At 57.5% G+C, this 23,852-nt stretch carries 20 protein-coding genes; 11 read left to right on the plus strand and 9 right to left on the minus strand.

The window, feature by feature from the left end; genetic code table 11:
• The first annotated feature begins 88 nt into the window (after positions 1–88).
• From AACX78_RS14875 to AACX78_RS14885, 3 genes are all read left to right on the plus strand, one after another.
• Complete coding sequence (locus tag AACX78_RS14875; protein ID WP_099992763.1) at positions 89–1,015, plus strand: cation diffusion facilitator family transporter; 927 nt, start codon at positions 89–91, stop codon at positions 1,013–1,015.
• Between the two features lie 286 nt (positions 1,016–1,301).
• Positions 1,302–2,837 carry a TerC family protein gene (locus AACX78_RS14880; protein ID WP_159166668.1) on the plus strand — a complete coding sequence of 512 codons (1,536 nt, stop codon included), beginning with the start codon at positions 1,302–1,304 and terminating at the stop codon, positions 2,835–2,837.
• A gap of 175 nt (positions 2,838–3,012) precedes the next feature.
• Positions 3,013–4,134, plus strand: coding sequence for an alkene reductase (locus tag AACX78_RS14885; RefSeq protein WP_159166669.1), 1,122 nt, complete (start codon positions 3,013–3,015; stop codon positions 4,132–4,134).
• Between the two features lie 102 nt (positions 4,135–4,236).
• On the opposite strand, the gene AACX78_RS14890 is transcribed toward AACX78_RS14885, so the two are convergent.
• Complete coding sequence (locus tag AACX78_RS14890; protein ID WP_159166670.1) at positions 4,237–5,256, minus strand: adenosine deaminase; 1,020 nt, start codon at positions 5,254–5,256, stop codon at positions 4,237–4,239.
• Positions 5,257–5,475: 219 nt separating this feature from the next.
• On the opposite strand from AACX78_RS14890, the gene AACX78_RS14895 reads away from it, so the two are divergent.
• The 6 genes from AACX78_RS14895 (at position 5,476) to AACX78_RS14920 (ending at position 11,486) form a co-directional block, all read left to right on the plus strand.
• Positions 5,476–6,225, plus strand: a complete 750-nt coding sequence (locus tag AACX78_RS14895; RefSeq protein ID WP_058395458.1) for an HAD-IIA family hydrolase — start codon at positions 5,476–5,478, stop codon at positions 6,223–6,225.
• Between the two features lie 20 nt (positions 6,226–6,245).
• On the plus strand, positions 6,246–7,865 hold the full coding sequence (locus tag AACX78_RS14900; protein ID WP_159166671.1) for a cation:proton antiporter family protein: 1,620 nt from the start codon (positions 6,246–6,248) through the stop codon (positions 7,863–7,865).
• Positions 7,866–7,954: 89 nt separating this feature from the next.
• Complete coding sequence (locus AACX78_RS14905; protein WP_159166672.1) at positions 7,955–8,323, plus strand: cupin domain-containing protein; 369 nt, start codon at positions 7,955–7,957, stop codon at positions 8,321–8,323.
• A gap of 193 nt (positions 8,324–8,516) precedes the next feature.
• Complete coding sequence (asnB, locus tag AACX78_RS14910; RefSeq protein ID WP_111587688.1) at positions 8,517–10,181, plus strand: asparagine synthase B; 1,665 nt, start codon at positions 8,517–8,519, stop codon at positions 10,179–10,181.
• Between the two features lie 397 nt (positions 10,182–10,578).
• Positions 10,579–10,956 (plus strand): hypothetical protein, encoded by a 378-nt coding sequence (locus AACX78_RS14915; RefSeq protein ID WP_159166673.1) that lies wholly within the window; start codon positions 10,579–10,581, stop codon positions 10,954–10,956.
• A 146-nt stretch (positions 10,957–11,102) separates the two neighbouring features.
• The gene (locus AACX78_RS14920; RefSeq protein ID WP_159166674.1) at positions 11,103–11,486 is read left to right on the plus strand and encodes a hypothetical protein; all 384 of its coding nucleotides are present in this window, start codon (positions 11,103–11,105) and stop codon (positions 11,484–11,486) included.
• An 82-nt stretch (positions 11,487–11,568) separates the two neighbouring features.
• On the opposite strand, the gene maiA is transcribed toward AACX78_RS14920, so the two are convergent.
• The 6 genes from maiA to AACX78_RS14950 form a co-directional block, all read right to left on the minus strand.
• Positions 11,569–12,207 (minus strand): maleylacetoacetate isomerase, encoded by a 639-nt coding sequence (gene maiA / locus AACX78_RS14925; RefSeq protein WP_201302865.1) that lies wholly within the window; start codon positions 12,205–12,207, stop codon positions 11,569–11,571.
• Between the two features lie 73 nt (positions 12,208–12,280).
• Positions 12,281–13,279 (minus strand): fumarylacetoacetate hydrolase family protein, encoded by a 999-nt coding sequence (locus tag AACX78_RS14930; RefSeq protein WP_159166676.1) that lies wholly within the window; start codon positions 13,277–13,279, stop codon positions 12,281–12,283.
• Positions 13,280–13,287: 8 nt separating this feature from the next.
• Positions 13,288–14,445, minus strand: a complete 1,158-nt coding sequence (locus AACX78_RS14935) for a homogentisate 1,2-dioxygenase (RefSeq protein ID WP_059169666.1) — start codon at positions 14,443–14,445, stop codon at positions 13,288–13,290.
• Positions 14,438–15,550, minus strand: a complete 1,113-nt coding sequence (gene hppD, locus AACX78_RS14940; RefSeq protein ID WP_159166677.1) for a 4-hydroxyphenylpyruvate dioxygenase — start codon at positions 15,548–15,550, stop codon at positions 14,438–14,440. The genes AACX78_RS14935 and hppD overlap by 8 nt, the downstream gene beginning before the upstream one ends.
• A 258-nt stretch (positions 15,551–15,808) precedes the next feature.
• A complete protein-coding gene (locus AACX78_RS14945; protein ID WP_159166678.1) occupies positions 15,809–16,441 on the minus strand; it encodes an HAD family hydrolase in 633 nt (210 codons plus the stop codon).
• Positions 16,442–16,458: 17 nt separating this feature from the next.
• A complete protein-coding gene (locus AACX78_RS14950; RefSeq protein WP_034524454.1) occupies positions 16,459–17,118 on the minus strand; it encodes a TIGR01621 family pseudouridine synthase in 660 nt (219 codons plus the stop codon).
• A gap of 90 nt (positions 17,119–17,208) precedes the next feature.
• Between AACX78_RS14950 and AACX78_RS14955 the strand changes: the two genes are divergently transcribed.
• The gene (locus AACX78_RS14955) at positions 17,209–18,792 is read left to right on the plus strand and encodes a GGDEF domain-containing protein (RefSeq protein ID WP_159166679.1); all 1,584 of its coding nucleotides are present in this window, start codon (positions 17,209–17,211) and stop codon (positions 18,790–18,792) included.
• 134 nt (positions 18,793–18,926) lie between these two features.
• Here AACX78_RS14955 and AACX78_RS14960 read toward each other — a convergent pair whose 3' ends face one another.
• The gene (locus tag AACX78_RS14960) at positions 18,927–20,489 is read right to left on the minus strand and encodes a methyl-accepting chemotaxis protein (RefSeq protein WP_201302866.1); all 1,563 of its coding nucleotides are present in this window, start codon (positions 20,487–20,489) and stop codon (positions 18,927–18,929) included.
• A gap of 396 nt (positions 20,490–20,885) precedes the next feature.
• Between AACX78_RS14960 and AACX78_RS14965 the strand changes: the two genes are divergently transcribed.
• Entirely contained in the window at positions 20,886–22,094 is a 1,209-nt protein-coding gene (locus AACX78_RS14965; protein ID WP_159166680.1) for a tyrosine-type recombinase/integrase, read from the plus strand.
• A gap of 171 nt (positions 22,095–22,265) precedes the next feature.
• Here AACX78_RS14965 and AACX78_RS14970 read toward each other — a convergent pair whose 3' ends face one another.
• Positions 22,266–23,663: an amidohydrolase gene (locus tag AACX78_RS14970; protein ID WP_159166681.1), complete on the minus strand. Its 1,398-nt coding sequence runs from the start codon at positions 23,661–23,663 to the stop codon at positions 22,266–22,268.
• Positions 23,664–23,852 lie beyond the last annotated feature (189 nt).

Genomic DNA, 23,852 nt, shown 5'->3' on the forward strand with positions numbered 1-23,852 from the left:
GCCAGTCTGCTCACATGTGAGCGGGCAGTATATCAGCTAGAAAACCGCTTGCGCTTGGCAATATTCACCATTTGAAAGGAGGATTGTTATGGCTCACCACAGCCATGTTATCAGTACGTTTATTACCACAGAGAAACAGGCCTTGACCCTGTCACTGTTCGGCAGCATCGCCTTTGCCATCTTCGGGATTGGCTATGGTCTGCTGGTTGGCTCCCACGCCATCATGCTCGATGGCATCTTCAGCCTGTTCAGCATGGGCATGACAGGCCTTGGTCTGGTTACCGCCTATCTGGTTACCCGCCCCTCCGATGACCGCTTTCAGTATGGCTATGCTCACTTCGAGCCCATTGCCAACGTCATCAACGGGATCATCATTTTGCTGCTCTGTCTCGGTGCCCTCTACAGCGGCATCACCTCCCTGCTGGCCGGTGGTCGCGAGATAGATCTCGGTCATGCCCTCATCTGCGCCGCCATCTCCACCTTCTTGTGTGCACTTATCTATGTTGTCGAGGCGCGAATGGCCAAGCGCTTCAACTCGGAGCTGGTGCGCGTCGATTCCGAAGAGTGGCTGGTCGACACCATTTTAAGCGCCACCCTGCTGGTGGGCTTTCTGGTCGCCATGGGCCTCGATGCCATGGGCCATGGTCAATACAACCGCTACATAGACCCCATGCTGGTCTCTCTGCTGGCCCTGTGCGCCACCCTCATTCCCATCAAGGTGCTCGGCCGCAATCTGCGAGAGGTGTTGAAGATTGCCCCCAAGGGAGATGTATCCCAGCGGGTCGCCAGCGAGATTGAAGCCCTGCGCCAGCGCCATGGAATCGAGTGCTACAGCCATCTGGCCAAGAGCGGCCGTCGCTTCGATCTGGAGTTGAACATACTGGTGGCACCGGGGCAGGAGTGGCCTGTCGAGCGCCAGGATGCCCTGCGCCAGGAGCTCTGGTCACGCCTCGGAGATACCCTGGGGGATGCCTGGCTCTCGGTCTGCTTCACTCGCGAAAAACGCTGGTTGTAACGACCCACAGGGGGAGTGCAGCCAGGCTGCCTCCCCTGCGTCATCACATCTTCATCGCCCTGCTCTTGCCAAAGCGCCGATTCTCGCTATCATCAGGGCTCATTTTTAACCCGAGGTTTTATTGCCCATCATGGACAACCCCCGAAGTTACCTTTCGTTTCTTCCTGTCAAACTCTGTCTTTACCTGCTTCATCAGCGCCTCTGAATAACGCCATTGCCTTGCACTGCCGCGGCCCCTGTTGCCGTGACTGATACCCGCTCTGTCTGTATTTATTGAGGTCATTACATGGAATTGCTGCTGGATCCCCACATCTGGGTTGGTCTGTTTACCCTGATCATTCTGGAAATCGTGCTCGGGATAGACAACCTGGTCTTCATCGCTATCCTGGTGAAAAAACTGCCCCCCGCCCAGCGGGATCGTGCCCGTATCATAGGCCTGTCACTGGCGCTGCTGATGCGCCTGGCCCTGCTCAGCGTGATGTCATGGCTGGTCACCTTGACTACCCCCATCCTTCACCTCGGTGATTTTGCCTTCTCCGGTCGGGATCTCATTCTGATGGGCGGCGGCCTGTTCCTGCTGTTCAAGGCCACCACCGAGCTCCATGAGCGGCTGGAATCCAAACAGCCAGAAGATGGCCCGGTCGGCGTCTATGCCAGCTTTGGCGTGGTGATCACACAAATCTTGGTGCTGGATGCCATCTTCTCGCTGGACTCCATCATCACGGCTGTGGGCATGGTGGAACATCTCTGGGTCATGATGGCGGCCGTCACCATCGCCATGGTGGTGATGGTGCTCGCGTCAAAGCCGCTGACCCGCTTCGTCAACGCCCACCCCACAGTGGTGGTGCTCTGCCTGAGCTTCCTGCTGATGATAGGCTTCAGCCTGGTGGCGGAAGGATTTGGCTTCCACATTCCCAAGGGCTACCTCTACGCGGCCATCGGTTTCTCCGTGCTTATCGAGTTCTTCAACCAGTTGTCCCAGCGCAGCGCAGAGCGTCATGAGGCCAAGTTGCCCCTGCGCGAGCGCACCACGGCCGCCATCTTCAAACTGATGGGCAGCAAAGCGTATCAGGACAGGCCGGATGATGACCTGGATGCACCGACACCTCAACCGCTGAGCTTCGGGGAAGAGGAGCGCTACATGGTGACAGGGGTACTGTCCCTTGCCGATCGATCCATCCGCACCATCATGACCCCTCGCTCCGACATGGCGTGGATCGACGTCAATGACTCGGTCGAAGAGATCCGTGCCGTGTTGCAGCGGGAGCCCCACAGTCTGTTCCCGGTTTGTGACGGCGATCTGGACGAGGTCATAGGCGTGCTCAAGGCGCGGGATCTGCTGTTTGCTCTCAACGAGGGGCAGTCCCTGACCGAGCTGGCCAAACAGAATGACCCCATTATCGTGCCCCAGACCATTAACGTGATCCGCTTGCTGGCAGAGCTGCGCAAGGCCAAAGGCAGCCTCATTCTGGTCGCCGACGAGTTTGGTGTCATCCAGGGGCTGGTGACCACCCACGATCTGCTGGAAGCAATCGTCGGCGAGCTGCCTGATGAAGACGAAACCCCGGACATGGTGCCTGATGGCGAGAGCTGGCTCATCAATGGCAGTACCAACATCCACCATGTGGAGCAGGTGCTGGAATACGAGGGGCTGGTGAGTGACAGCGATGAATACGTGACGCTCGCGGGTATGCTGCTCTCCCACTTCGGCACACTGCCGACTCCGGGCCAGCAGCTGCAATTGCAGCAGTTGCATTTCGAGGTGATCGAAGTCAGCGAGCGTCGCATCGAACGGGTGCGCGTCACACCGTTGACCCCCTGATCACACGAACCGCACGACCAACCCAAAAAGAGGGCCAAGCGGCCCTCTTTTTATGGCTGTTTGCTGCTTGACGCTTGATTGCTGCATAAAGTGCAATTCTTTTCTGCAATTACCCCTCTTTTTCACAAATAAAAGCAGGGCTAAAGTGGCCTCAATCCACCATGAGGAACACAAGATGAGCCACGACAACCTGTTCTGCCCGCTGCGTCTGGGCCAGTTGCACCTTAACAACCGCATCGTCATGCCCCCCATGACCCGCTCCCGTGCCAGCCAGCCCGGTGACGTGGCCAATGCCATCATGGCCACTTATTACGCCCAGCGCGCAGAGGCCGGCCTCATCATCAGCGAAGGCACCCAGATAGACCCGCTGGGCAAGGGCTACGCCTGGACCCCCGGGATCCACAGCGCCGAGCAGGTAGCGGGCTGGAAGGGGGTGACCGATGCAGTCCATGCCAAGGGGGGCACCATCTTTGCCCAGCTCTGGCACGTGGGCCGCGTCACGCATACTGACAATATCGGCGGGGCCCAGCCCATCTCTTCGTCTGCCATCAGAGCAGAAGGGGTGCGGGTATTTGTCGATAACGGCAGCGATGCTCCCGGTTTTGTCGAGACCACAACCCCGCGCGCCATGACCCAGAGCGACATAGATGCGGTAGTAGGCCAGTTCCGCCAGGCGGCTCGCAATGCCCTGAACGCCGGCTTTGACGGCATAGAGCTGCACGCTGCCAACGGTTACCTCATCAACCAGTTCCTCGACTCCGAGTCCAATACCCGCACCGACAACTACGGTGGCTCGCTGGAAAATCGCCTGCGTTTCCTCAAAGAGGTGACACAAGCGGTCAGTGCCGAAATCGGGGCGGACAGGGTCGGAGTGCGGCTCGCACCGCTCACCACCCTCAACGGCACCGTCGATGCCAACCCGCAAGAGACCTATCTGGCCGCCGCTCGCTTGCTGGGTGAACTGGACGTCACCTATCTGCATATCGCCGAAGCGGACTGGGACGATGCGCCCCTGATGGCGGAAAACTTCAAGCAGGGGTTGCGAGATGCCTTCCCCAACACCCTCATCTATGCAGGCAAGTATGACGGTGAGCGGGCGCGTGCCGCCCTCAAGGCGGGCTGGGCCGACATGATTGGCTTTGGTCGTCCCTTCGTGGCCAACCCGGATCTGCCGAACCGGTTGCGCCACGGCTACCCCCTCGCCCCCCACGATCCGGCGACCCTGTTTGGCGGCGATGAGAAGGGACTGACCGACTACCCGACCTATCAAGTGCTAGCCGAGACGCAGTCAGCCTGAGACTGGCAAGCCGCCCACCTCGGTCACAAAGCCGCACAATAAAACGCGCCCGCTATTGATGCGGGCGCGTTTTTTTGGGGTGTGGCGCCAGCGAGCCAGGCGTCAGTAGAGGGCAACGCCGTAACAGGCGGCGTAGCTTCTTATTTCCCGGGTCAGCCGCGCCTTGTCCGCCAGACTGAGCCAGCTCGCCTCGACGGCATTGAGCGACAAGCGGCAAAGCTGGTTCATGCTGGCGCCAAGATCATGGGCCAGGGCGTGGAAGTTGGCTGCCATGTAGCCGCCAAAATAGGCGGGATCGTCGGAGTTGATGGTGACGCACAGCCCCTGCTCCAGCAGGGTCAGCACATTGTGATGGGCCATGCGCTCAAATACTCTCAGACGGGTATTGGAAAGGGGGCAGACGGTGAGCGGCAACCGGGTATCGGCCAGATAACGCAGCAGGTCGGGATCATCGACGCAGCGCACCCCGTGATCGATGCGGCGTACCTGCAGCTCATGGATGGCCTGCCAGATATACTCGGCCGGCCCTTCTTCGCCTGCATGGGCCACCACCGGCAGCCCCAGCTCGCGACAACGGGCAAAGACCCGGGCAAACTTGGCGGGGGGATTGCCCTTCTCCCCCGAATCGAGACCAATGCCGTGAATGCGGGTGAGAAAAGGCATGGCGTCATCCAGGGTGGCGAACGCTGCCTCTTCACTCAGATGACGCAGAAAACTCATGATAAGCCGCCAACTGATACCCAGCTCCCGCTCCCCCGCCTGCAGCGCCCGTTCTATGCCCCCCAGCACGGTGGCAAAGGGGATGCCTCGGGCGGTGTGGGTTTGCGGATCGAAGAAGATCTCCACATGCACCACCTTGTCAGCGGCGCAGCGCTTGAGATAGGCCCAGGTGAGATCGAAAAAATCCTGCTCTGTGATGAGTACGCTGGCGCCAAGGTAGTAGAGATCGAGGAAAGATTGCAGGCAGTCAAATTCATAGGCGGCACGCACGCTCCCCACGTCGGACCAGGGCAGCGCCACCCCGTTGCGGGCGGCCAGCATACACATCAGCTCCGGCTCGAGTGACCCCTCTATATGCAGGTGCAACTCCAGCTTGGGCAAACCGGCAATAAAGTTATCCATGATGACGGCTCCATCAGCACACAGACAGCGAGACCTGCCACTTGCAGAGCGGATCCCTTCCCTCTCCCTTTTCATTGTGTACCTATCTCGCCTGGTAGGGGGAGACTTGTCATCAAACCGACTTATAATGGCGTCACAAAAACAACATAACTGATTGAAGATATTAAGAGTTGGCGTCCGCCCCGCGTTCACTCTTGTGCCCTATACAAAGGAGTTCCCATGAAAAAAAGCGTCATCTGTGACATCGACGGCGTCATTCTGCACAACAACGATCTCATCCCCGGTGCCGACCGCTTCGTCCATCGCCTGCTGGAACAGGGCACCAAGCTGTTGTTCCTCACCAACTACCCGGCCCAGACCCAGAAAGATCTGCAAAACCGCTTCCGCTCCGCCGGGATCGAGGTGCCGGAGGAGTGCTTCTACACCTCCGCCATGGGCACAGCCGATTTTCTCAAACGCCAGGATGGCAAGAAGGCCTATGTGATTGGCGAAGGGGCCCTGACCCACGAGCTCTACAAGGCCGGTTTCACCATCACCGACATAGACCCCGACTTCGTGGTCGTGGGCGAGACCCGCAACTACAACTGGACCATGATGCAGCTGGGGGCCAAGTTCGTGGATCAGGGGGCCCGCTTCATCGCCACCAACCCCGATACCCATGGCCCCATGATGCATCCTGCCTGCGGCGCCCTCTGCGCTCCCATAGAGCGGATGACGGGCAAGAAGCCATTTTATGTGGGCAAGCCGAGCGCCTGGATCATTCGCGCGGCATTGAACCGGATGGAGGCCCACTCCGACGACACCATCATCATCGGCGACAACCTGCGCACCGATATTCTGGCGGGCTTCCAGGCCGGTCTTGAAACCGTGCTGGTGCTGTCAGGGGTGAGCAAGGTCGCGGATATCGATCGCATGCCGTTTCGCCCGAACCACATCTTCGACTCAGTCGTGGATATCGATATCGTCTGATGTGATCACAGGAGTCATCCATGGAACCGCTCTTCATTGCCGTCGCCTTCGCCTGCGGCATGCTGGTCAACCTGGTGGGGCTGCCGCCCCTGATCGGCTTTCTCGCCGCCGGTTTTGTGCTCAATGGCCTCGGCTATCAAAGCTCCGAAGTACTGACCACGGTGGCCGAGCTGGGGGTGACCCTGATGCTGTTCACCATAGGCCTCAAGCTCAACATCAAGACCTTGCTCCGCCGTGACGTGTGGGGCACTGCCACCGTCCATATCCTGCTATCCAGCGGCCTGTTCTGGGTGATCCTGCTCGCCTGCAAGGGGGTCGGCATGACCTTGATGCTGGATCTGGAGTGGCCCCACGCCATCATGCTGGGGTTTGCCCTCTCCTTCTCCAGTACCGTCTTTGCGGTCAAGGTGCTGGAAGATCGCAGCGACATGAATGCCCTCTATGCCAAGCTGGCCATCGGGGTGCTGATCATGCAGGACATCTTCGCGGTGGGCTTTCTGACCGCCTCCACCGGCAAATTGCCCAGCATCTGGGCGCTCTGGATACTGGCGCTGCCCTTCCTGCGCCCCCTGCTGTTCAAGCTGCTGGAGCGTGCCGGTCACGGTGAATTGCAGATGCTGATGGGGATCACCCTGGCCCTGGTGCTGGGGGCCGCCGCCTTTGAGGCTGTCGGCTTGAAGCCGGACTTGGGGGCCCTGGTGATCGGCATGTTGCTGGCTTCCCACCCGGCGGCAGCGGGGATGGCAAAATCCCTGTTCAGCCTCAAGGATCTGTTCCTCATCTGCTTTTTTCTCTCCATCGGCCTCAACGGCATGCCGACCCAGGAAACCATGTGGATGGCATTGGTGCTGATGCTGGCACTGCCGCTCAAAAGCGCCCTCTACTATCTGGTCTACAGCGGTGCCCGGCTGCGGGTGCGAACCGCGTTGCTCTCGACGCTGGCTCTCACCAACTACTCTGAGTTCGGCCTGATTGTGGCCGCCATCGCCGCCAAGGCGGGATGGCTCTCCCACGAATGGCTGGTCGCCCTCTCGCTGGCGCTGGCGGGCAGCTTCATGTTGTCGGCCCCGCTCAATAGCTACAGCGAGTGGATCTATCAGCACATAGGCCCCTGGTTGCGCCGCCTGCAATCGGACACCCTGCACCTGGATGACAGGCCCATCGAACTGGGGGATGCAGAGGTGATCATCCTCGGCATGGGGCGCATCGGACAGGGCGCCTATCATGAGCTGGAGCGCAAATACGGCAACGTCATACTGGGGGTCGAAAACAACGGGGACAAGGCACCCCTGCTGCGCGAACAGGGGATGAACGTGCTGGAAGGGGATGCCACCGATACCGACTTCTGGGACAAGGTGATCCTCTCCCATCAGGTTCAGCTGGTGATCCTCGCCATGCCCCACCACTCGGGCAACCTCTACGCCATCGACAAGCTGCGCAGCCACGGTTTTCACGGCAAGATAGCGGCCATAGTCCGCTTCGAGGATGATATCGCCTCTCTGCGTGAACAGGGCGTCGATGCAGTGTTCAACGTCTACGACGAGGCAGGCAGCGGCTTCGCTCGCCACGTCATCAGGGAGTTGCAGCCACTCGACACCGAGTCCCCCCTTGTCAAGGAGTGGCCACCTCGTTTAACTTAACGTCAACATTGTTAAACAAACTAAACGAACGCGGGGCCAGGATGGCCCCGCACCCTCAATCTCTCACTCACCATTGGCAAGGATGCACCATGAAAACTCTCAACGACTGGATTTTGCTCGACCGCCACGAGGCGGCCCCCACCCCGCTCACGCCCCCAGCCGAGCGCATCAAGGCCGGCAACCCTGCACAAACCCTCTGGAACCACTACTCGGATCCCAGCCAGCAGTTTCACGTGGGCTTCTGGGCCTGCGAGCCGGGGCGCTGGGCCATCCACTACACGGAGCACGAATATTGCCAGCTGCTGGAAGGGGATGTGGTGATCCACGACAGCCTGGGGGGTCAACTTGCCCTCAAACCGGGGGATCAGTTCGTTATTCCGGCCGGCTTTGTCGGGGAGTGGGAGACACTCACCCCCTGTCGCAAGGTCTATGTGATCTTCGAGCCCGCCACCACTTGACGTTGGCGTCAACTCGCCCTGTTTTTCCGCTCAACCCATCTGCCCGTCTGCTTGACGTTTACGGCATGATTTTCTGCGGTTTTCCCGCTTGCAAAAGGTTTTTGCGCTAGGCATTGTGATTGACGAGGAATGTAAATGGAATTTCGAGCCCGTATGTGGGGGGCTCCTATAAAAATCAAGAGGATTACCGCCAATGTGTTCTATTTTCGGCATTCTGGACATCAAATCCGATGCAGCAGCCTTGCGCAAATCGGCCCTGGAGATGTCCAAGCGATTGCGTCACCGCGGTCCTGACTGGTCCGGCATCTACAGCTCAGACAAAGCCATACTGGTGCATGAGCGCCTGGCCATCGTCGATCCGGGCAATGGCGCCCAGCCGCTCTACAACCCGGAGCGCACTCACGTATTGGCCGTCAACGGCGAGATCTACAACCACAAGGAACTCGAGAAGAACCTCAAGGTCGACTTCCAGTTCCAGACCCACTCCGACTGCGAGGTGCTGCTGGCACTCTACAAGGAGAAGGGCCCCGCCTTTTTGGACGATCTCAACGGCATCTTCGCCTTCATCCTCTATGACGCCGAACAGGATGCCTACCTGATTGGTCGTGATCACATGGGGATCATCCCCCTCTATACCGGTCGCGACGAGCACGGCAACTTCTATGTCGCCTCCGAGATGAAAGCCCTGGTGCCGGTTTGCAAGAGCGTCGAAACCTTCCCGCCCGGACATTACCTCTGGAGCAAGGATGGCGAGCTCAAGCAGTGGTACAAGCGCGACTGGATGGAATACGGCGCGGTCGAGCACAAGGTCAGCGACAGAGCGGAACTGAAAGCCGCGCTGGAAGCGGCCGTCAAGCGTCAGCTGATGTGCGACGTGCCCTATGGTGTGCTGCTCTCCGGCGGGCTGGATTCGTCCGTCATCTCCGCCATTGCCAAGATCTACGCCGCCCGCCGGGTGGAGGACGATGGCAACAGTGCTGCCTGGTGGCCGCAGCTGCACTCCTTCGCCGTGGGGCTGGAAGGCTCGCCGGATCTCGCCGCCGCCCGCAAGGTGGCCGACCATCTGGGCACGGTTCACCATCAGATCCACTTCTCGGTACAAGAGGGGCTGGATGCCCTGCGGGACGTCATCTATCACCTCGAGACCTATGACGTCACCACCATCCGCGCCTCCACCCCCATGTACCTGATGGCCCGTTACATCAAGGCGATGGGCATCAAGATGGTGCTCTCCGGTGAAGGTTCCGACGAGCTGTTCGGTGGCTACCTCTACTTCCACAAAGCGCCCAACGCCAAAGAGTTCCACGAAGAGAACGTGCGCAAGCTCGCCTCCCTGCACTTGTATGACTGCCTGCGCGCCAACAAGTCCATGGCCGCCTGGGGTGTGGAAGGCCGCGTGCCCTTCCTCGACAAGGAGTTCATGGACGTGGCGATGCGCCTCAACCCTGCCGACAAGATGTGTGGCAACGGCAAGATCGAGAAACACATACTGCGTGAAGCCTTCGAGGAGCTGTTGCCCCACGAAGTGGCCTGGCGCCAGAAGGAGCAGTTCTCCGATGGCGTGGGCTATTCGTGGATTGACAGCCTCAAGGCCATGGTCGAGGTCGAAGTGACGGATCAGATGTTCGAGGCGGCGGCGTTCCGCTTCCCCGTCAACACACCGCTCACCAAGGAGGCCTATTTTTATCGCGCCATCTTCGACGAGCACTTCCCGCTGGAGTCCGCCGCCCGTACCGTGCCCTACGGCAAGTCGGTCGCCTGCTCTACTCCGACCGCCTTGGAGTGGGATGCCAAGTTCAAGGAGATGGCCGACCCGTCCGGTCGCGCCGTGATGGACGTCCACCAGCAGAGTTACTGAATCTCTATTGTCCGAATAAACAATATCAACAAAGCCCTTTACCTGAGTGAGGGGCTTTCTTTTTTGTAATATTTACGATGGAGGTATCAAAAATAGAATGTGCGCTAACGCAAATAATCAACCATCTCTGGTGGCTATTAGATTAATTTCATAGAACGTTTCATTATAATTTTGTAAGATATAAACGACTACTTTGCCATTCATGAACGTGAGCTGCGTCGGCAGAAAAGGACCACTTTGCTAAGGCTAGTTCACTATACCATAGGTACGAGAAATTGGAGATAAACACCCCCATGATTTCGCCGAAGAATAAAGCTTGAAATTAATGAGATTAAGCTAAGCGCTATTGAATGAATTTTGTCAGAGTCATAGCAACCATCTAACCTCAGAGGTGTTAATGGAACAGAAAACTTTAAATTTAGTTCCTGTAAAAATGCAGGAAGTAGATAACATTAGCATGGGTGTTTTGCCTAATGGTGAGACCTTTTTATCACTTCAAGGTTTAGCAAAATTTTGTGGTGTAGCACCGAGTACAATAGTTCAATTAGCCCAAGATTGGGAGGCTGGTTCAGCACAAGGGAAGATTCGAGGTAAGCAACTCGAAGAGTTAATTAAAGAGTGGACTGAAAGTGAAGACACCCCTGATAGTTTATATGTAAAAATTGACAGTGCGAACTCTATCACAGACGTAATTCATGCGGTACCAGAGCAAATAGTCATGGCAATCACTGACTATTACGCTCATTTTCTCCAGCCACAAAACCTGAAGCTATAAGTAATTATAGAAAAGCCGCAAAATTAGGTTTAAGAACTTACATCTATGAACGTTTAAACTACAGTCAGCAAAATCAACTTGCTCAAAGTTGGGCTTTATTCCAAGAGCGGATACTAAACAACCAGTCACCTAAGGGCTTCTTTACAATGTTTGATGAAGCCACAACCATAATCGCATCATTGATTCGACACAACATTTTTGTTGATGACTCTATAATGCCAGATGGCAGCTTAGGCATTCATTGGGCTAAGTTTTGGAAAATAAACAACTTAGACAGCAAGTATTCTTCAAGAATTAAAATTCGCCATAAATTCCCAGAGTCATATCGCCAGATAGACCCAGAAATTCATGCATATCCTATTTCTGCCATTTCTGAATTCAGAGTTTGGTTCGAAGAAATATACCTCCCTGAGAAATACCCTGAATATATAAAGAAAAAAATCAAAGACGGGAAGATTACCATTGAAGCTGTACCATTACTTCTTTCCGCTGTACTCCCACCAACACTTGGTGAGCGAATTATTCAATAGTGCTTATAACAATTTTCTTGAATGGTAGTAGGGTAGGTTGGGCTGAGCTTGCGAAGCACAACCTACAAAGATCAGCATAATGTCAGGCCTGCGCATCCGGCTGCTGCTCTGGCGCGGCCTTGATAAAGGCCTGCAGCTGCTCGCAGTTGGCAACGATGCGCGCAATGGTGGGGTACTCATCCAGGGTCATGTCGTAGCGGCGGGCGTTGTAGACCTGGGGCACCAGCATGCAATCTGCCAGGGTCACCTCGTTGCCGACGCAATAGACGCCGGCCGTGGTCATCAGCAAGGGTTCGAGCACTCTGAAGGTTTCGTCAATCCAGTGGCGATACCAGGCATCACGCTGCGCCTTGCCCAGCCCCAGATCCTGCTCCAGATAGGTGAGCACCCGCAGGTTGTCGAGGGGGTGCGTGTCGCAGGCGATCATGTTGACTATCTGGCGCACCCTGGCCCGCGCCTGGGCGGCCGAGGGCATCAGCGGATAGGCGGGATAGGTCTCGTCGAGGTACTCCATGATGGCAACCGACTGACCGAACTGCACATCCCCGTCGATAAGAAAGGGCACCAGCCCCTGGGGATTGACACGATGATAGGCCTTCTCGCGCTGCTCGCCCTGCCTCAAGTTGACCGGGTGATACTCATAATCGAGCCCCTTGAGCTGCATGACTATCCGTACCCGATAACTTGCCGATGAACGCCAATATCCAAACAACTGCAACATAATCTGTCCCTGTGTTGGCAGGTGCGCGGGCACCTGCCGTTCACCAGTCGGCCCTGTGTCCGCGCTGGCTTATTCACTTCGTCTGGCTGGCATCCTGTTGCGTGACTTTTTGCAAAATGGTGCCGAACAGACTCATCCCGTTGCGATCCTGCATCGCGATGGACACTGTATCACCAAAGCACAGAAAGGGTGTAGTGGCTTGACCGGACTCGATAATTTCCAACATCCGCCGCTCGGCGAGGCAGGAGGAACCGGCGCTGCGGTCATAGTTGGAGACAGTACCGGAGCCGATAATGCAGCCCGCCCCGAGCGGCCGGGTTTTGGCGGCATGGGCAATCAGCTCGAAGAAGTTGAAGGTCATGTCCACCCCGGCATTGGGCGCGCCGAACAGGGTACCGTTGAGATGGGTTTCCAGCGGCAGATGCACCTTGCCCTCCTGCCAGTCACTGCCCAACTCGTCCGGCGTGATGGCCACCGGCGAGAAGGCGCTCGACGGTTTGGACTGGAAAAAGCCAAAGCCCTTGGCCAGCTCGCCGGGGATAAGGTTGCGCAGGCTCACGTCGTTCACCAGCATCAACAGTTTGACGTGGGCAGCGGCCGCCTGCGGGCTGGTTCCCATGGGCACGTCGTCGGTAATGATGGCCACTTCCGACTCAAAATCGATACCCCAGGCCTCCGAGCCCATGACGATGGGACCACGGGGAGCCAGAAAGCAGTCCGAGCCGCCCTGGTAGATCAGGGGATCGTGCCAGAAGCTTTCCGGCATCTCGGCGCCGCGGGCCTTGCGCACCAGCTCCACATGGTTGACGTAGGCGCTGCCGTCGGCCCACTGGTAGGCACGGGGCAAGGGCGAGAGACACGCACTCTCATCAAACGGGAAGGTATCCGCACAGGTGCCATCGTTGAGGGTCTGATAGATGGAGGCCAGCTTGGGCTCGGTCTCAGCCCACTCATCCAGTGCCGACTGCAGGGTGGGGGCGATGGATGGCACCCGCACCGCACGGCTCAAGTCGCGGCTGACCACCACCAGGACACCATCGCGCTTGCCATTGTTCAAGGTTGCAAGTTTCATAAAAATCCTTATTTGCCAGTGGCAGTCGAAAGTTCGGGACGCTGCCAGCTGCTGACGTAGCGCGGGTTTTCTATCCCCTCGCACAGGCTGCCGACGTTCAGCGCATCGCGGGTATCCAGCATCACGGCCACCTCGTCGGTGAACTTCTTGGCATAGGCCTGCCCCGCCGCAAACGCCTTGGGATGGGGGCCGTGGGTAAAGCCGGCGGGATGGAAGGTAACCATGCCCCGCTCGATATTGTCCCGGCTGAAGAAGTCCCCGGCATGGTAGAAGAGCACCTCGTCGTAGTCGTCGTTGCTGTGATAGAAGGGCACCTTGAGGGCGCCGGGATCACTCTCTATGGGGCGCGGCACGAAGGTACAGATGACGAACCGGCTCGCCACGAAGGTGGAGTGGGCCGAGGGCGGCAAGTGGTAGCGGTGGCTCATCAGCGGGCGAATGTCGCGCCAGTTGAGGCGCACCACGCACAAGTCCCCGTGCCAGCCCTGGGCATCCAGCGGATTGAAGGGCCAGGTGATAACCGACACCTGGTTGTGGCGCTTGACCTGCAGCGACCAGGGATTCTCATCCTGCTGGGCCAGAAAGCGTTCATTGATGGCAGGCACATCCAGCGCCGCCGGATCGAAGATGGCGTGATTGCCCACCAGCCCCTTGTCCGGCAGCTGATAGCTGTCGTTGGTCGCCTCTATCATCAAAATGAACATGGGCGCCGTGGGCTCGATGCGCCACATGGTGCCACGGGGGATCACCACATAGTCGCCATCCCGCAAGGTCAGGTGGCCGTAGTCGCAATAAAACTCGCCACTGCCCTCGTGGATGAACAGCAGCTCGTCGCCGTCGGCATTGCGCACCAGAAACGGCATAGGCTCGTGCAAACGCCACATCCGGTAGCGGCAGTGAGCATTGTGCAGAATATCCGGCATCACCCAGGGGGAGAGGGAACTCACCTCCTCCTGCAAGCCGTTCAAGTCAAACGCCCTCGGCCGCAGCGGCCCCTCCCAGTTGGTCCAGTCAGTGGGAGCATGCTTGTGGTGCATATGGGTGGCGGGGCCGAAGAAGCCGGCCCGCCCCAGTTCGCGCTCATAGATGGCCTGCTCTGGCAAGTCGGCATGAGCCTGACGGGAGTGAGTTCCCTCCCGATGAGGAAAGCTTATCCAGTTACGCATCGCTGGGTTCTCCATGCAACACACCACGGCGGATCTGGTCCAGTTCAATGGATTCGAACAGTGCCTGGAAATTGCCCTCGCCAAACCCTTCATTGCCCTTGCGCTGAATGATCTCGAAGAACACCGGGCCTATGACGGTGTCGGTGAAGATCTGCAGCAGTATGCCGTCCTTGGTGGGAGAACCATCGATGAGGATCTGCAGATCCTTGAGGGAGGCCAGATCTTCCTGATGGCCCTCGACCCGGCTGTTGACCTTCTCGTAGTAGGTGTCCGGGGTCGGCATAAAACCGGTACCACGGCCACGCAGGGTGCGGATGGTCTGGTAGATGTCACGGGAAGCGAGCGCTATGTGCTGGATCCCCTCCCCCTTGTACTGACGCAGGTACTCCTCAATCTGGGACTTGTCATCGGAGGATTCGTTGATGGGGATGCGGATTTTGCCGCAGGGGGCCGTCATGGCACGAGAGTGCAGGCCGGTCAGCTTGCCCTCTATGTCGAAGTAGCGAATTTCCCGGAAATTGCCGATCCGCTCATAGAAATTCGACCAGACATCCATGTTGCCACGCTGGACGTTGTGGGTCAGGTGATCGATCTCGTAGAGCCCCGCATCCACCTCGGCCATGCGCGCCTGCCAGTCGGGGTAAAACACAAAATCCACATCATAGATGGAGCCCCTGTCGCCGTAACGGTCGACAAACGACAGTGTGCTCTCGCCTATGCCATAGATGGCAGGAATGTTGAGCTCCATGGGCCCTATCTTGCCGACGAAGGGCTTGGCCCCCTTGGTGATGGCGTATTGCTGGGCCTTGCCCGCATCCGCCACCCGAAATGCCATGCCGCACACACTGGGCCCGTGCAGGCTGGCGAACTGCTCCGCCTGGGAGTGTGGCTCGGCGTTGACCACGAAGTTGATGTCACCCTGACGATAGAGCCAGCACTGCTTGTGCTTGTGCTTTGCCACTTCGGCAAAACCCAGTGAAACGAACAACGCCTTGAGGGCGGCAATGCCCTTGGCATCCGGCGCCGTGTACTCGACGAATTCGAAGCCATCCGAGCCGAGGGGATTGATGGTGTGGGAACGGGAAGAGGAGGAAGTGGTCGTCATGATGCGCTCCTTGCAATGTGCTGATGACTGAAAGTGGTTAAAGCGGTTTGACCTGGGGCGACGGCCTGACCGTCGATCCCGTCAAACAGGCCTTGTTAACAACTTGTTTCATTAGATGCAGGTGCGCGGCAGAAGAGAAGAGGCGGGTTTCAGATAGTTTCTCGGGGTTCTCCATCAAAAGATGTAAATAGATTGTGACATTCAAGCCGCAGCCTTGCGGATCGCCCCATGGCGACCCGCAGGGCTGTCAGCTTTGCCTTACAGTCGCCAGCATTTGGTCATGATGTGGGGCAAACAGGCCTGCGCCTTTTGCAGACGAAGGGGGGTGGGATTGATGAGCCAGGCCTCTGCGCCCTGCGCCAGCAGCGGCAGATCGTGCAGGCTGTCACTCAGGGCCAGCGTCACAGTGAGGGCACGGATCTCGGGCAGTATCTTGTGCTGACCGTGGCAGTAAAAGCGCGGCATCAAGCCGCCCAAGCGGTAGTGCATCCGCGAGCCCAGGGTGCGATGGGGCAGCTTGCCAGGCAACTGTTGATGGAGTTGCCCGCGCACCAAGGCGCGAGGGCTGGCGGAGATCACCCAGCAGCGATCACCGTCTTTCATCAGCAAGGCGCGCGCCTCGCGAAACAGCCCAGGCCGGGTGCGGCAATAGGCCCGCACCAGTTTGCGCCAGCCCAGTGGCGAAAGCCCCAGTGTGATGGCCCACCAGATCAGCGAAATCCCCTGCCTGCGCCGGCTTGGCACTAGGTAAACCAGGCCACCCAGTGCGATCACCGGCAGCAGCAAGAGTGGCCAGAGGCGACGGCGCAGTATATAGCGCAGCAAGCCGGCGTGGCTGTCGCCCGGGGCCAGGGTGTCGTCAAAGTCAGCCAGGATCCAGTCTGTACGCATAGTGTCTTGTCCTCCCCTCACTCGCTCAATCCGGCGATAGCGACATGGAGCTCGGGGGTGAGAAACATGGCCCCCTCATCGGGAGGGCAGATAAAATCGAATGCTTCATCTGCCAGGGTGAAACTCAGGCGCCAGGCATGCAGGTAGCCGCGGTCAGCCGCCGTACCGCCGTAACGCTCATCCCCCAGAATGGGTGCCCCTATGCTTTTCAAGGCAACCCTGATCTGGTGGGTCTTGCCGGTCTGGGGCTTGATGCGATAGAGCCGCAGGCCCTCGCGCACCGGCACTGAGTCAAACCAGCTGATGGCGGGGTTGTCCAGGCTGCGCGCCAGCATCCAGCTGCCACCCCGCCCTTTTTGCATGTCCCCTTTTACCCAGCCCTGCTTCTTTTTGGGCTTGCGATCGGAGAGGGCCAGATACTGCTTGCTCACCTGTCGATCCGCAAATGCCATGCTGAGCGCCCGGTTAGCCGCCGTAGTGCGCGCCAGCAACACCAGACCTGAGGTCATCTTGTCGAGCCGATGAACGGGATAAAGCACCTGCCCTGTGTCGGCCTTGACGCGACTGACCAGTCCCGGATTGACCAGACCCGACTCACCGGCTTCGTCATGCATGCCAAGGCCCGGCCCTTTGTTGATCAACATAAAATCTTTGTGCTGCGCTAGTATCCGGTACATCTATAACCTTTTAGAATGTGTTTCATTACAAGAATATGACTCCATCAAGGGGTCGCCCCCCCATGAATACTCAGAACAAGAATCGCACGGATGAAGAGATACTTGCTTTGGTTGCTGCTGATTGGCGCCAGTTATATCGGGCCCCTCCTGGCCAATGAATCCTCCCTTGAAGCCCCGGAGCGGGTGGTGCTCCAGTTGCGCTGGCTGCACCAGCCCCAGTTTGTGGGCTATCACATGGCCAAGGCCAAGGGCTTCTATGCCAAAGCCGGACTGGACGTGGAGATAAGGCCCGGTGGCAAGGGAATAAGCCCGGTGGACGAGGTGCAAAGCGGTCGTGCCGACTTTGGCGTCGGCAACACAGAGGTGCTGACCGCCTATGCCAATGGCAAGCCACTGCTGGCGCTCGCCTGCGTCTTTCAGCACTCGCCGTCCATCTTCCTGGCCCGTCGTGACAGCGGCATTCTCACTGTTGATGGCATGCGTGGCAAACGGATCATGATGTTTTCCGCCCATCAGGATGCCGAGTTGCTGGCGACACTTTTCTATCAAGGTCTCAATGAAAGCCAACTTACCCCGATCCAGACCTCGGTCAATATCGATGATCTCGTCGAGGGCAGGGTCGATATCTTCAACGCCTATCTCAGCAACGAGCCCTTCTATCTGGAAGATCGCGGCATTCCCGTCTCCGTCATCAACCCGCGCAATTACGGCATCGACTTTTACAGCGACATACTCTTCACCACTCAGGCGCAGGAGCAGGCCCATCCGGGCAGGGTAGAGCGGTTTCGGACCGCCAGCCTTGAAGGGTGGCGCTATGCCCTCGCCCATCCCCAGGAGGCCATCGCCCTGCTGCGCAAGGAGTATGGCGTCAACCGCAGTCAGGCCCACATGGAGTACGAGCTGCAGGTCAGCAAGGAGATGATACAACCGCTCTATGTGGAGATCGGGTATATGAACCCGGATCGCGTCACCCACATCATGGAGCAGCTGGCCGAAATCGGGCTCATCAAGCGACCCGTGCCGCTGACTGACTTTCTCTATCAGGCCCCCTCCGAGCAGTGGGTATTCTGGCGTCCCTGGTTTTTGCTGAGTCTGGCTGCCTGCGTGCTCATATTGCTGCTGGCGGTCTACCTGCTGGTGTGCAACAAACGGCTCAATCGCGAGATTGCCCTGCGCCAGCAGCGGGAAGAGGAGATATTGCAGCTGGCACGAAGAGATCCCCTCACCGGCCTGCCCAACCGCCTGAGCCTGATGGAGCGGCTGGAGGCGCAGATAAGCAGCCCCAACCCCGGCTGCCTGCTGTTTTGCGATCTCAACAACTTCAAACAGGTCAACGACGGCTTTGGCCACAGCCATGGTGATGCCATCCTCTGCCAGCTGGCGGAGCGGATCACCCGCAGCCTCAACCACCAGCGCTTCTTCGCCAGACTAGCCGGTGACGAGTTCGTGCTCTTGCTCCCCGATCACGACCTGCTCGATGCCGAGGCCATTGCCGAGGTGATCAGAATGGCCATGGCCCAGCCATTTCAGGTCAAGGAGCATCAACTCGAGGTTGGCATCAGCGTCGGGGTCAGCCAATACCAGCCGGGCTGGCGTGCCGAGCAGTGGCTTATCCACGCCGATCGCGCCATGTACAACGACAAGGGGATCGAGCTGGCGGCGGCGCCCCCCTAAGCCCTTCATCCGGACCCGGTCAGCCTAGCTGCACCTCACAGCATCAAGCGGGCAGCACCAAGACGCAGGACAGTACAAGCAACAAGGCCACCGCTATGGGTGGCCCTGTTGCTTTTGGTGAGCGCGCGGGAGCATCAGCCGAAGGTCTGCCCCAAGGATTTGAGCTGTCTGGCCTTGGTCAGCAGTATCTCGCTCGACTCATCCACATCCTGCATCTTGTTGCTGTTGGCGTGGGAGTGCTGGGAGATGAGATTGACGTTCTGGCTGATGTTTTCGACTACCGCCTGTTGCTGCTCCGCCGCCGCCGAGATCTGGGCAGAGAAATCCATCACCAGCTCAATCTCGGCCAGTACCTGATGCAGGCTGTCGGAACCTTGCCGGGTCATCTCCACGCAGGACTGCGTCTGTTGCAGGTTGTTCTGCATCATCCCCTTCCAGCCGTTCAGGGTGCGCTGGATCTGCCCTATGCTGCTCTGGATCTGCTCGGTCGCCTTGTGGGTCCGGGTTGATAGGGTACGCACCTCGTCCGCCACCACCGCAAACCCCCGCCCCTGCTCTCCCGCTCTGGCCGCTTCGATGGCGGCGTTGAGCGCCAGCAGGTTGGTCTGATCGGCGATGCCCTGAATTTCGCCCATCAAGACCCCGATACGATCCGATTCGCTGGCCAGCGCTACCGCAGAAGCAAACGCATGCTCCGCCTGCGTCGCGAGCTCGGTTATCTTGCGCTCCGTGTCGAGCAACTGCTTGTCCGTGTGCTGGCAGTGAGCCTTGGCCTGAGCAACCTGGCTGTTGGTGTCCTGAATGTTGCGGGCAATCTCCTGCGCCGTGCTCGCCATCTCGGTAATGGCCGCCGCCATCTGCTGGGTCTGGGCATCCTGCTCGGCAATGTCCGAGCTGACCTCACTGGAGGCACTCTTCAGGTGTACGGCCAGATCCTGCAAGGCGTGGGTAGCATCGTCCACCCGCCCCAGCACGGTCCGGATGCGGGCCTGCAGCAACTTGATGTGAAAATCGGCGATGGCGCTGGGCTCCTGACCCGAGTAGATAAGCCGGGTCAGGCTGTCATATTCATCGGCCAGCTGCTGCAAATAGCGTGGAGTCGTGATGAGCTCGTGGCGGTAGAGACCTCCCAGCAGCAGGAGTGGCAAAGCCATATAGAGCGGAGCCCAGGATCCCAGCTGCACGGCACCCAGCCAGGCCAGCGCCAGCAATCCTGAACCGGCAACCAGATGGCGCAGCCGTGACAGGGAAATACGGGGCTTGCGCCCTCCCTGCTCGGCGGCGCGCAGGCGGGCATAAGTCCTGGCGGCAATCTCCTTCATCTGCGGATCGGCACGGCAACGCACCGACTGATAGCCACTTATCTTGCCCTGCTCGAAGATGGGGGTGACATAGGCATCGACCCAGTAGTAACGACCATCCTGGCAACGGTTCTTCACCATGCCGCGCCATGGCTGCCCCTGCTTGAGCTTGCCCCACAGATCGGCAAAGGCGGCCTTGGGCATGTCGGGATGGCGCACCATGTTGTGGTGCTGGCCTATCAGTTCAGCACGGCTGTAACCGGCAACCCGGCAGAAATGATCATTGGCATAAGTGATGACGCCACGCAGATCCGTGGTGGATACCAGCTGTTCATCGGCAGGGAAATCAACTTCCTGATCAAAGAGTTGAACCATTTGTTCACGTTGTTCACGCATGTCTCGCTCCATTCTGAGCCATTACTCAACAGAGTGTTGGTAAGCGGCCAGAGCCTGTAAAGGAGGACATGGAGAGAATGTCAAAAATGATAGCTGAACACTGTTTTGCAATCGGTGGGTGTGACGCAAGCCAACCGCAGCAACCTGGATCCGGATATGAGCTCGTATCGCAAATAGCAAAAAGCCCAGACAACAAGGTTGTCTGGGCTTTTCTGAATATGGCGGAGGAGGTGCCCGCCGCAATCAAGTCCAATCAACTCCATGCAAACCCAACACGCCATTTACTATCAGTAAGTTAGAGCCAAGCATTGTCCAATCCATCCCAATCACATATTACCACTGCGCATGCTTGGTGGCATACTGCGTGGCATATTCAATTCTCAAGGAGGTTCCCTGATGGCAATCCTCACCGATACTAAAGCTCGTAACATCAAGCCGGAAGATAAACCCCTTGCTCACGGTGGCGTTACAGGCTTGACGCTACACCCTTCTACCGCCAAGGGCAGAGGCAAGTGGGTATTCCGCTATGTCAGCCCACTGACAAAGAAACGGCGGAATGCAGGCCTCGGGACTTACCCCGAGATATCCATCGCTGATGCAGCTCGAGACGCACAGGCAATGCGGGAACAGCTGGCGAATAACCTGGATCCGCTAGAGGTCCGACTGCAGGAGCAGAACAAGCCGAAGATCCCGACGTTGGAAGCATCTGCCAGATTGGTCTACGAAAGCTTGCTACCAGGTTGGAAGAACCCCAAACACGGTAAGCAATGGATCACCACATTGGAGCAATATGCCTTTCCTACCATTGGCGCTATCTCCATTGATACCATCACCCCAGCTCATATCGCTTCAGTTCTGCAACCGATATGGCTGACGATCCCGGAAACAGCAAGCCGTGTTAAGCAGCGCCTACACGCAGTGATGGCTTGGGCATGGGCTCACGGCTATACCTCTGCAAACCCAGTAGATGTGGTGGGTCATTTACTACCGGCACAACCCAGCAAGTCTGTGCGGGTAGAACACCAGCCTGCGATGCCTTGGCGTGATATCCCTGCATTTGTGCAAAAACATCTGAGAACAACGCAACAGTACGATGTAACCCGCTCAATGCTGGAGTTCTTGATCCTGACCGCATGCCGCTCAGGTGAAGTCAGAGCCATGAAGTGGTCAGAAGTAGACTTGGAGGCAAAGATCTGGACCTTGCCTGCCGAGCGTATGAAAGCCAAGCAACAACATCGTGTTCCGTTATCTCTTCGTGCTGTCAAGATCCTGAAGGGGTTAAGGGGATTACATGACGAATTGGTATTCCCTTCTCCCAGAGACCAAGTACCACTCTCAGACACAGTGCTGACGATGTTTCTGAGAAGGGCCAAAGCGGAGAGCTGTACTCCTGGCAGAATGGCGACTGCCCATGGCTTTCGTTCCAGCTTTCGAGACTGGTGCAGCGAGCAGGGCTATGCGCGGGATCTCGCTGAACGAGCGTTAGCCCATACAGTTCAGAACAAGGTCGAAGCTGCATACCACCGTACTGATTTGCTCGATCAGCGGCGTCCTATGATGGATGCGTGGGCTGAGTTTGTTGCTGGTTATTTTCCAACTGAATAGGAAGAAAGCGGCCATTTGGCCGCTTTCTTCTATGTTCGTTTTTTTACTATGTCGCCACCAGACAGCGGTCATTCGCATCTTTCTACTGCCCACCTGCATATTCCGGCCATCAATAAACGATTCCACAACAAAATAATGTTGAACTAATCGCAGCCATCATTAGCTTTTCCATCACAATTGTGGGACTGGCTGTCCCTGTAGCAAGCTCAGAACTGTGATGGTGTTAATCTTGGTGCCCACTGGAATGGCGGTCAAGTCGACAAAAAAGTTCGGGTTGTGGTTGCTATAGGGCGCTGGCTGACCATTTTCGATTGCCTCAGCAAAAAGCTTCGGGGGCGCAATACCAATAAACTGGTAGACGTAGGGTGTTCCCAGCGGAGCAAATGCCTCCTGGAAATCTTCAGACCCCATGACGGAGGGGAAGTTGTCGACCACCTTGTCTCCCCCCAGCAGGAGGGTCAGATTAGGCTTGATCCTATCTACCAATGTCGCGTCATTCACCAGAGGACCAGCATGACCTTTCATGGTTAGCGTTGGCATCTGGTTATCTGGTACACCTGCTGAAATGGCAATACCTCTGCTCATTGATTCTATGCGTGCCAGCATCTTTTCGCGGATGTCAGGACTGAACCAGCGAAGATTGAGTTTGAGCTTTGCTTCTGCTGGTATGACGTTGTTGTCACGTCCAGCCTCGATCGCGCCAACCGTCAACACAGCTGACGATTGAGGGTCAAGGTTGCGGCTGATGATTGTTTGGTAAGACAGAACCGCCTGCGCAGCCATTACAATAGGGTCAATCGTCATTTCAGGACTTGAACCATGGCCTCCAACGCCCTTGAAGTTGACATCCAATTGGTCCGTACCTGCCATGCGTATACCTGCTACACTTGCAACATAGCCAACCGGCCCAGGCACACCGTGGACTGCGAATGCATAGTCTGGCTTGGGAAAGCCTCGCTCCCAGAGCTGGTCATCTACCATTGCTTGAGCGCCAAGACCCACTTCTTCGGCAGGCTGAGCATAAACCACCAACGTTCCGGACCATTTCGCTGTCATTTTTGCCATGGTATTGGCCATGCCCAGTAACCAGGTCACATGTGCATCATGTCCGCAGGCATGCATCACATCAATTTCACTGCCATCAACAAGACGTTGCTTTTTTGTCGCCGCATACGGCAAGCCAGTTTCTTCTTTCACCGAAACAGCATCCATGTCGGCGCGAAACCAAACAACAGGTCCGGGGCCATTTTCCAGCACCCCAACTACCCCAGTGTGGGCAATCCCCTCGGTAACTTTGAAGCCCAAACGCTTAAGCTCTTTAGCGACGATGCTCGCGGTGCGAACTTCAGTAAATGCAATTTCTGGGTGTTGGTGTAAATCCTTGTAAATAGCGGCCAGCCGGTCAGCATCCGCATCGACCAAGGCATTGACTTGAGCGATAACGGCAGGTGCCAGAGTCTGAGGTGGGGCTGTGGTAAGTTGTACCGCCAGTAAGGGGGCTGCAAACAAAAAACTACTGAACCCGAGTGCACCACAGAACTTTTGTATGGGGAAGGTGAGTGCTTTCATTTTGTAATATCCGTAATCAAGTTGATTGGTAGGTTATAACTGGCAGTCACCAGCAGCTCGCTCATTTAATGATGGGTAACCGGTAATGGGCGCATGCAGTAACGCGGCTGGCTGTGATGTAAACTGATTATTCTGTCTTCCTGTCACCATGAACATTTGCTGGCAATCCCGCTGTTTTCCTCTTGAGCA

The organism is Aeromonas sp. 9A, from assembly GCF_963900955.1.
Taxonomy (GTDB): Bacteria; Pseudomonadota; Gammaproteobacteria; order Enterobacterales; family Aeromonadaceae; genus Aeromonas; species Aeromonas salmonicida.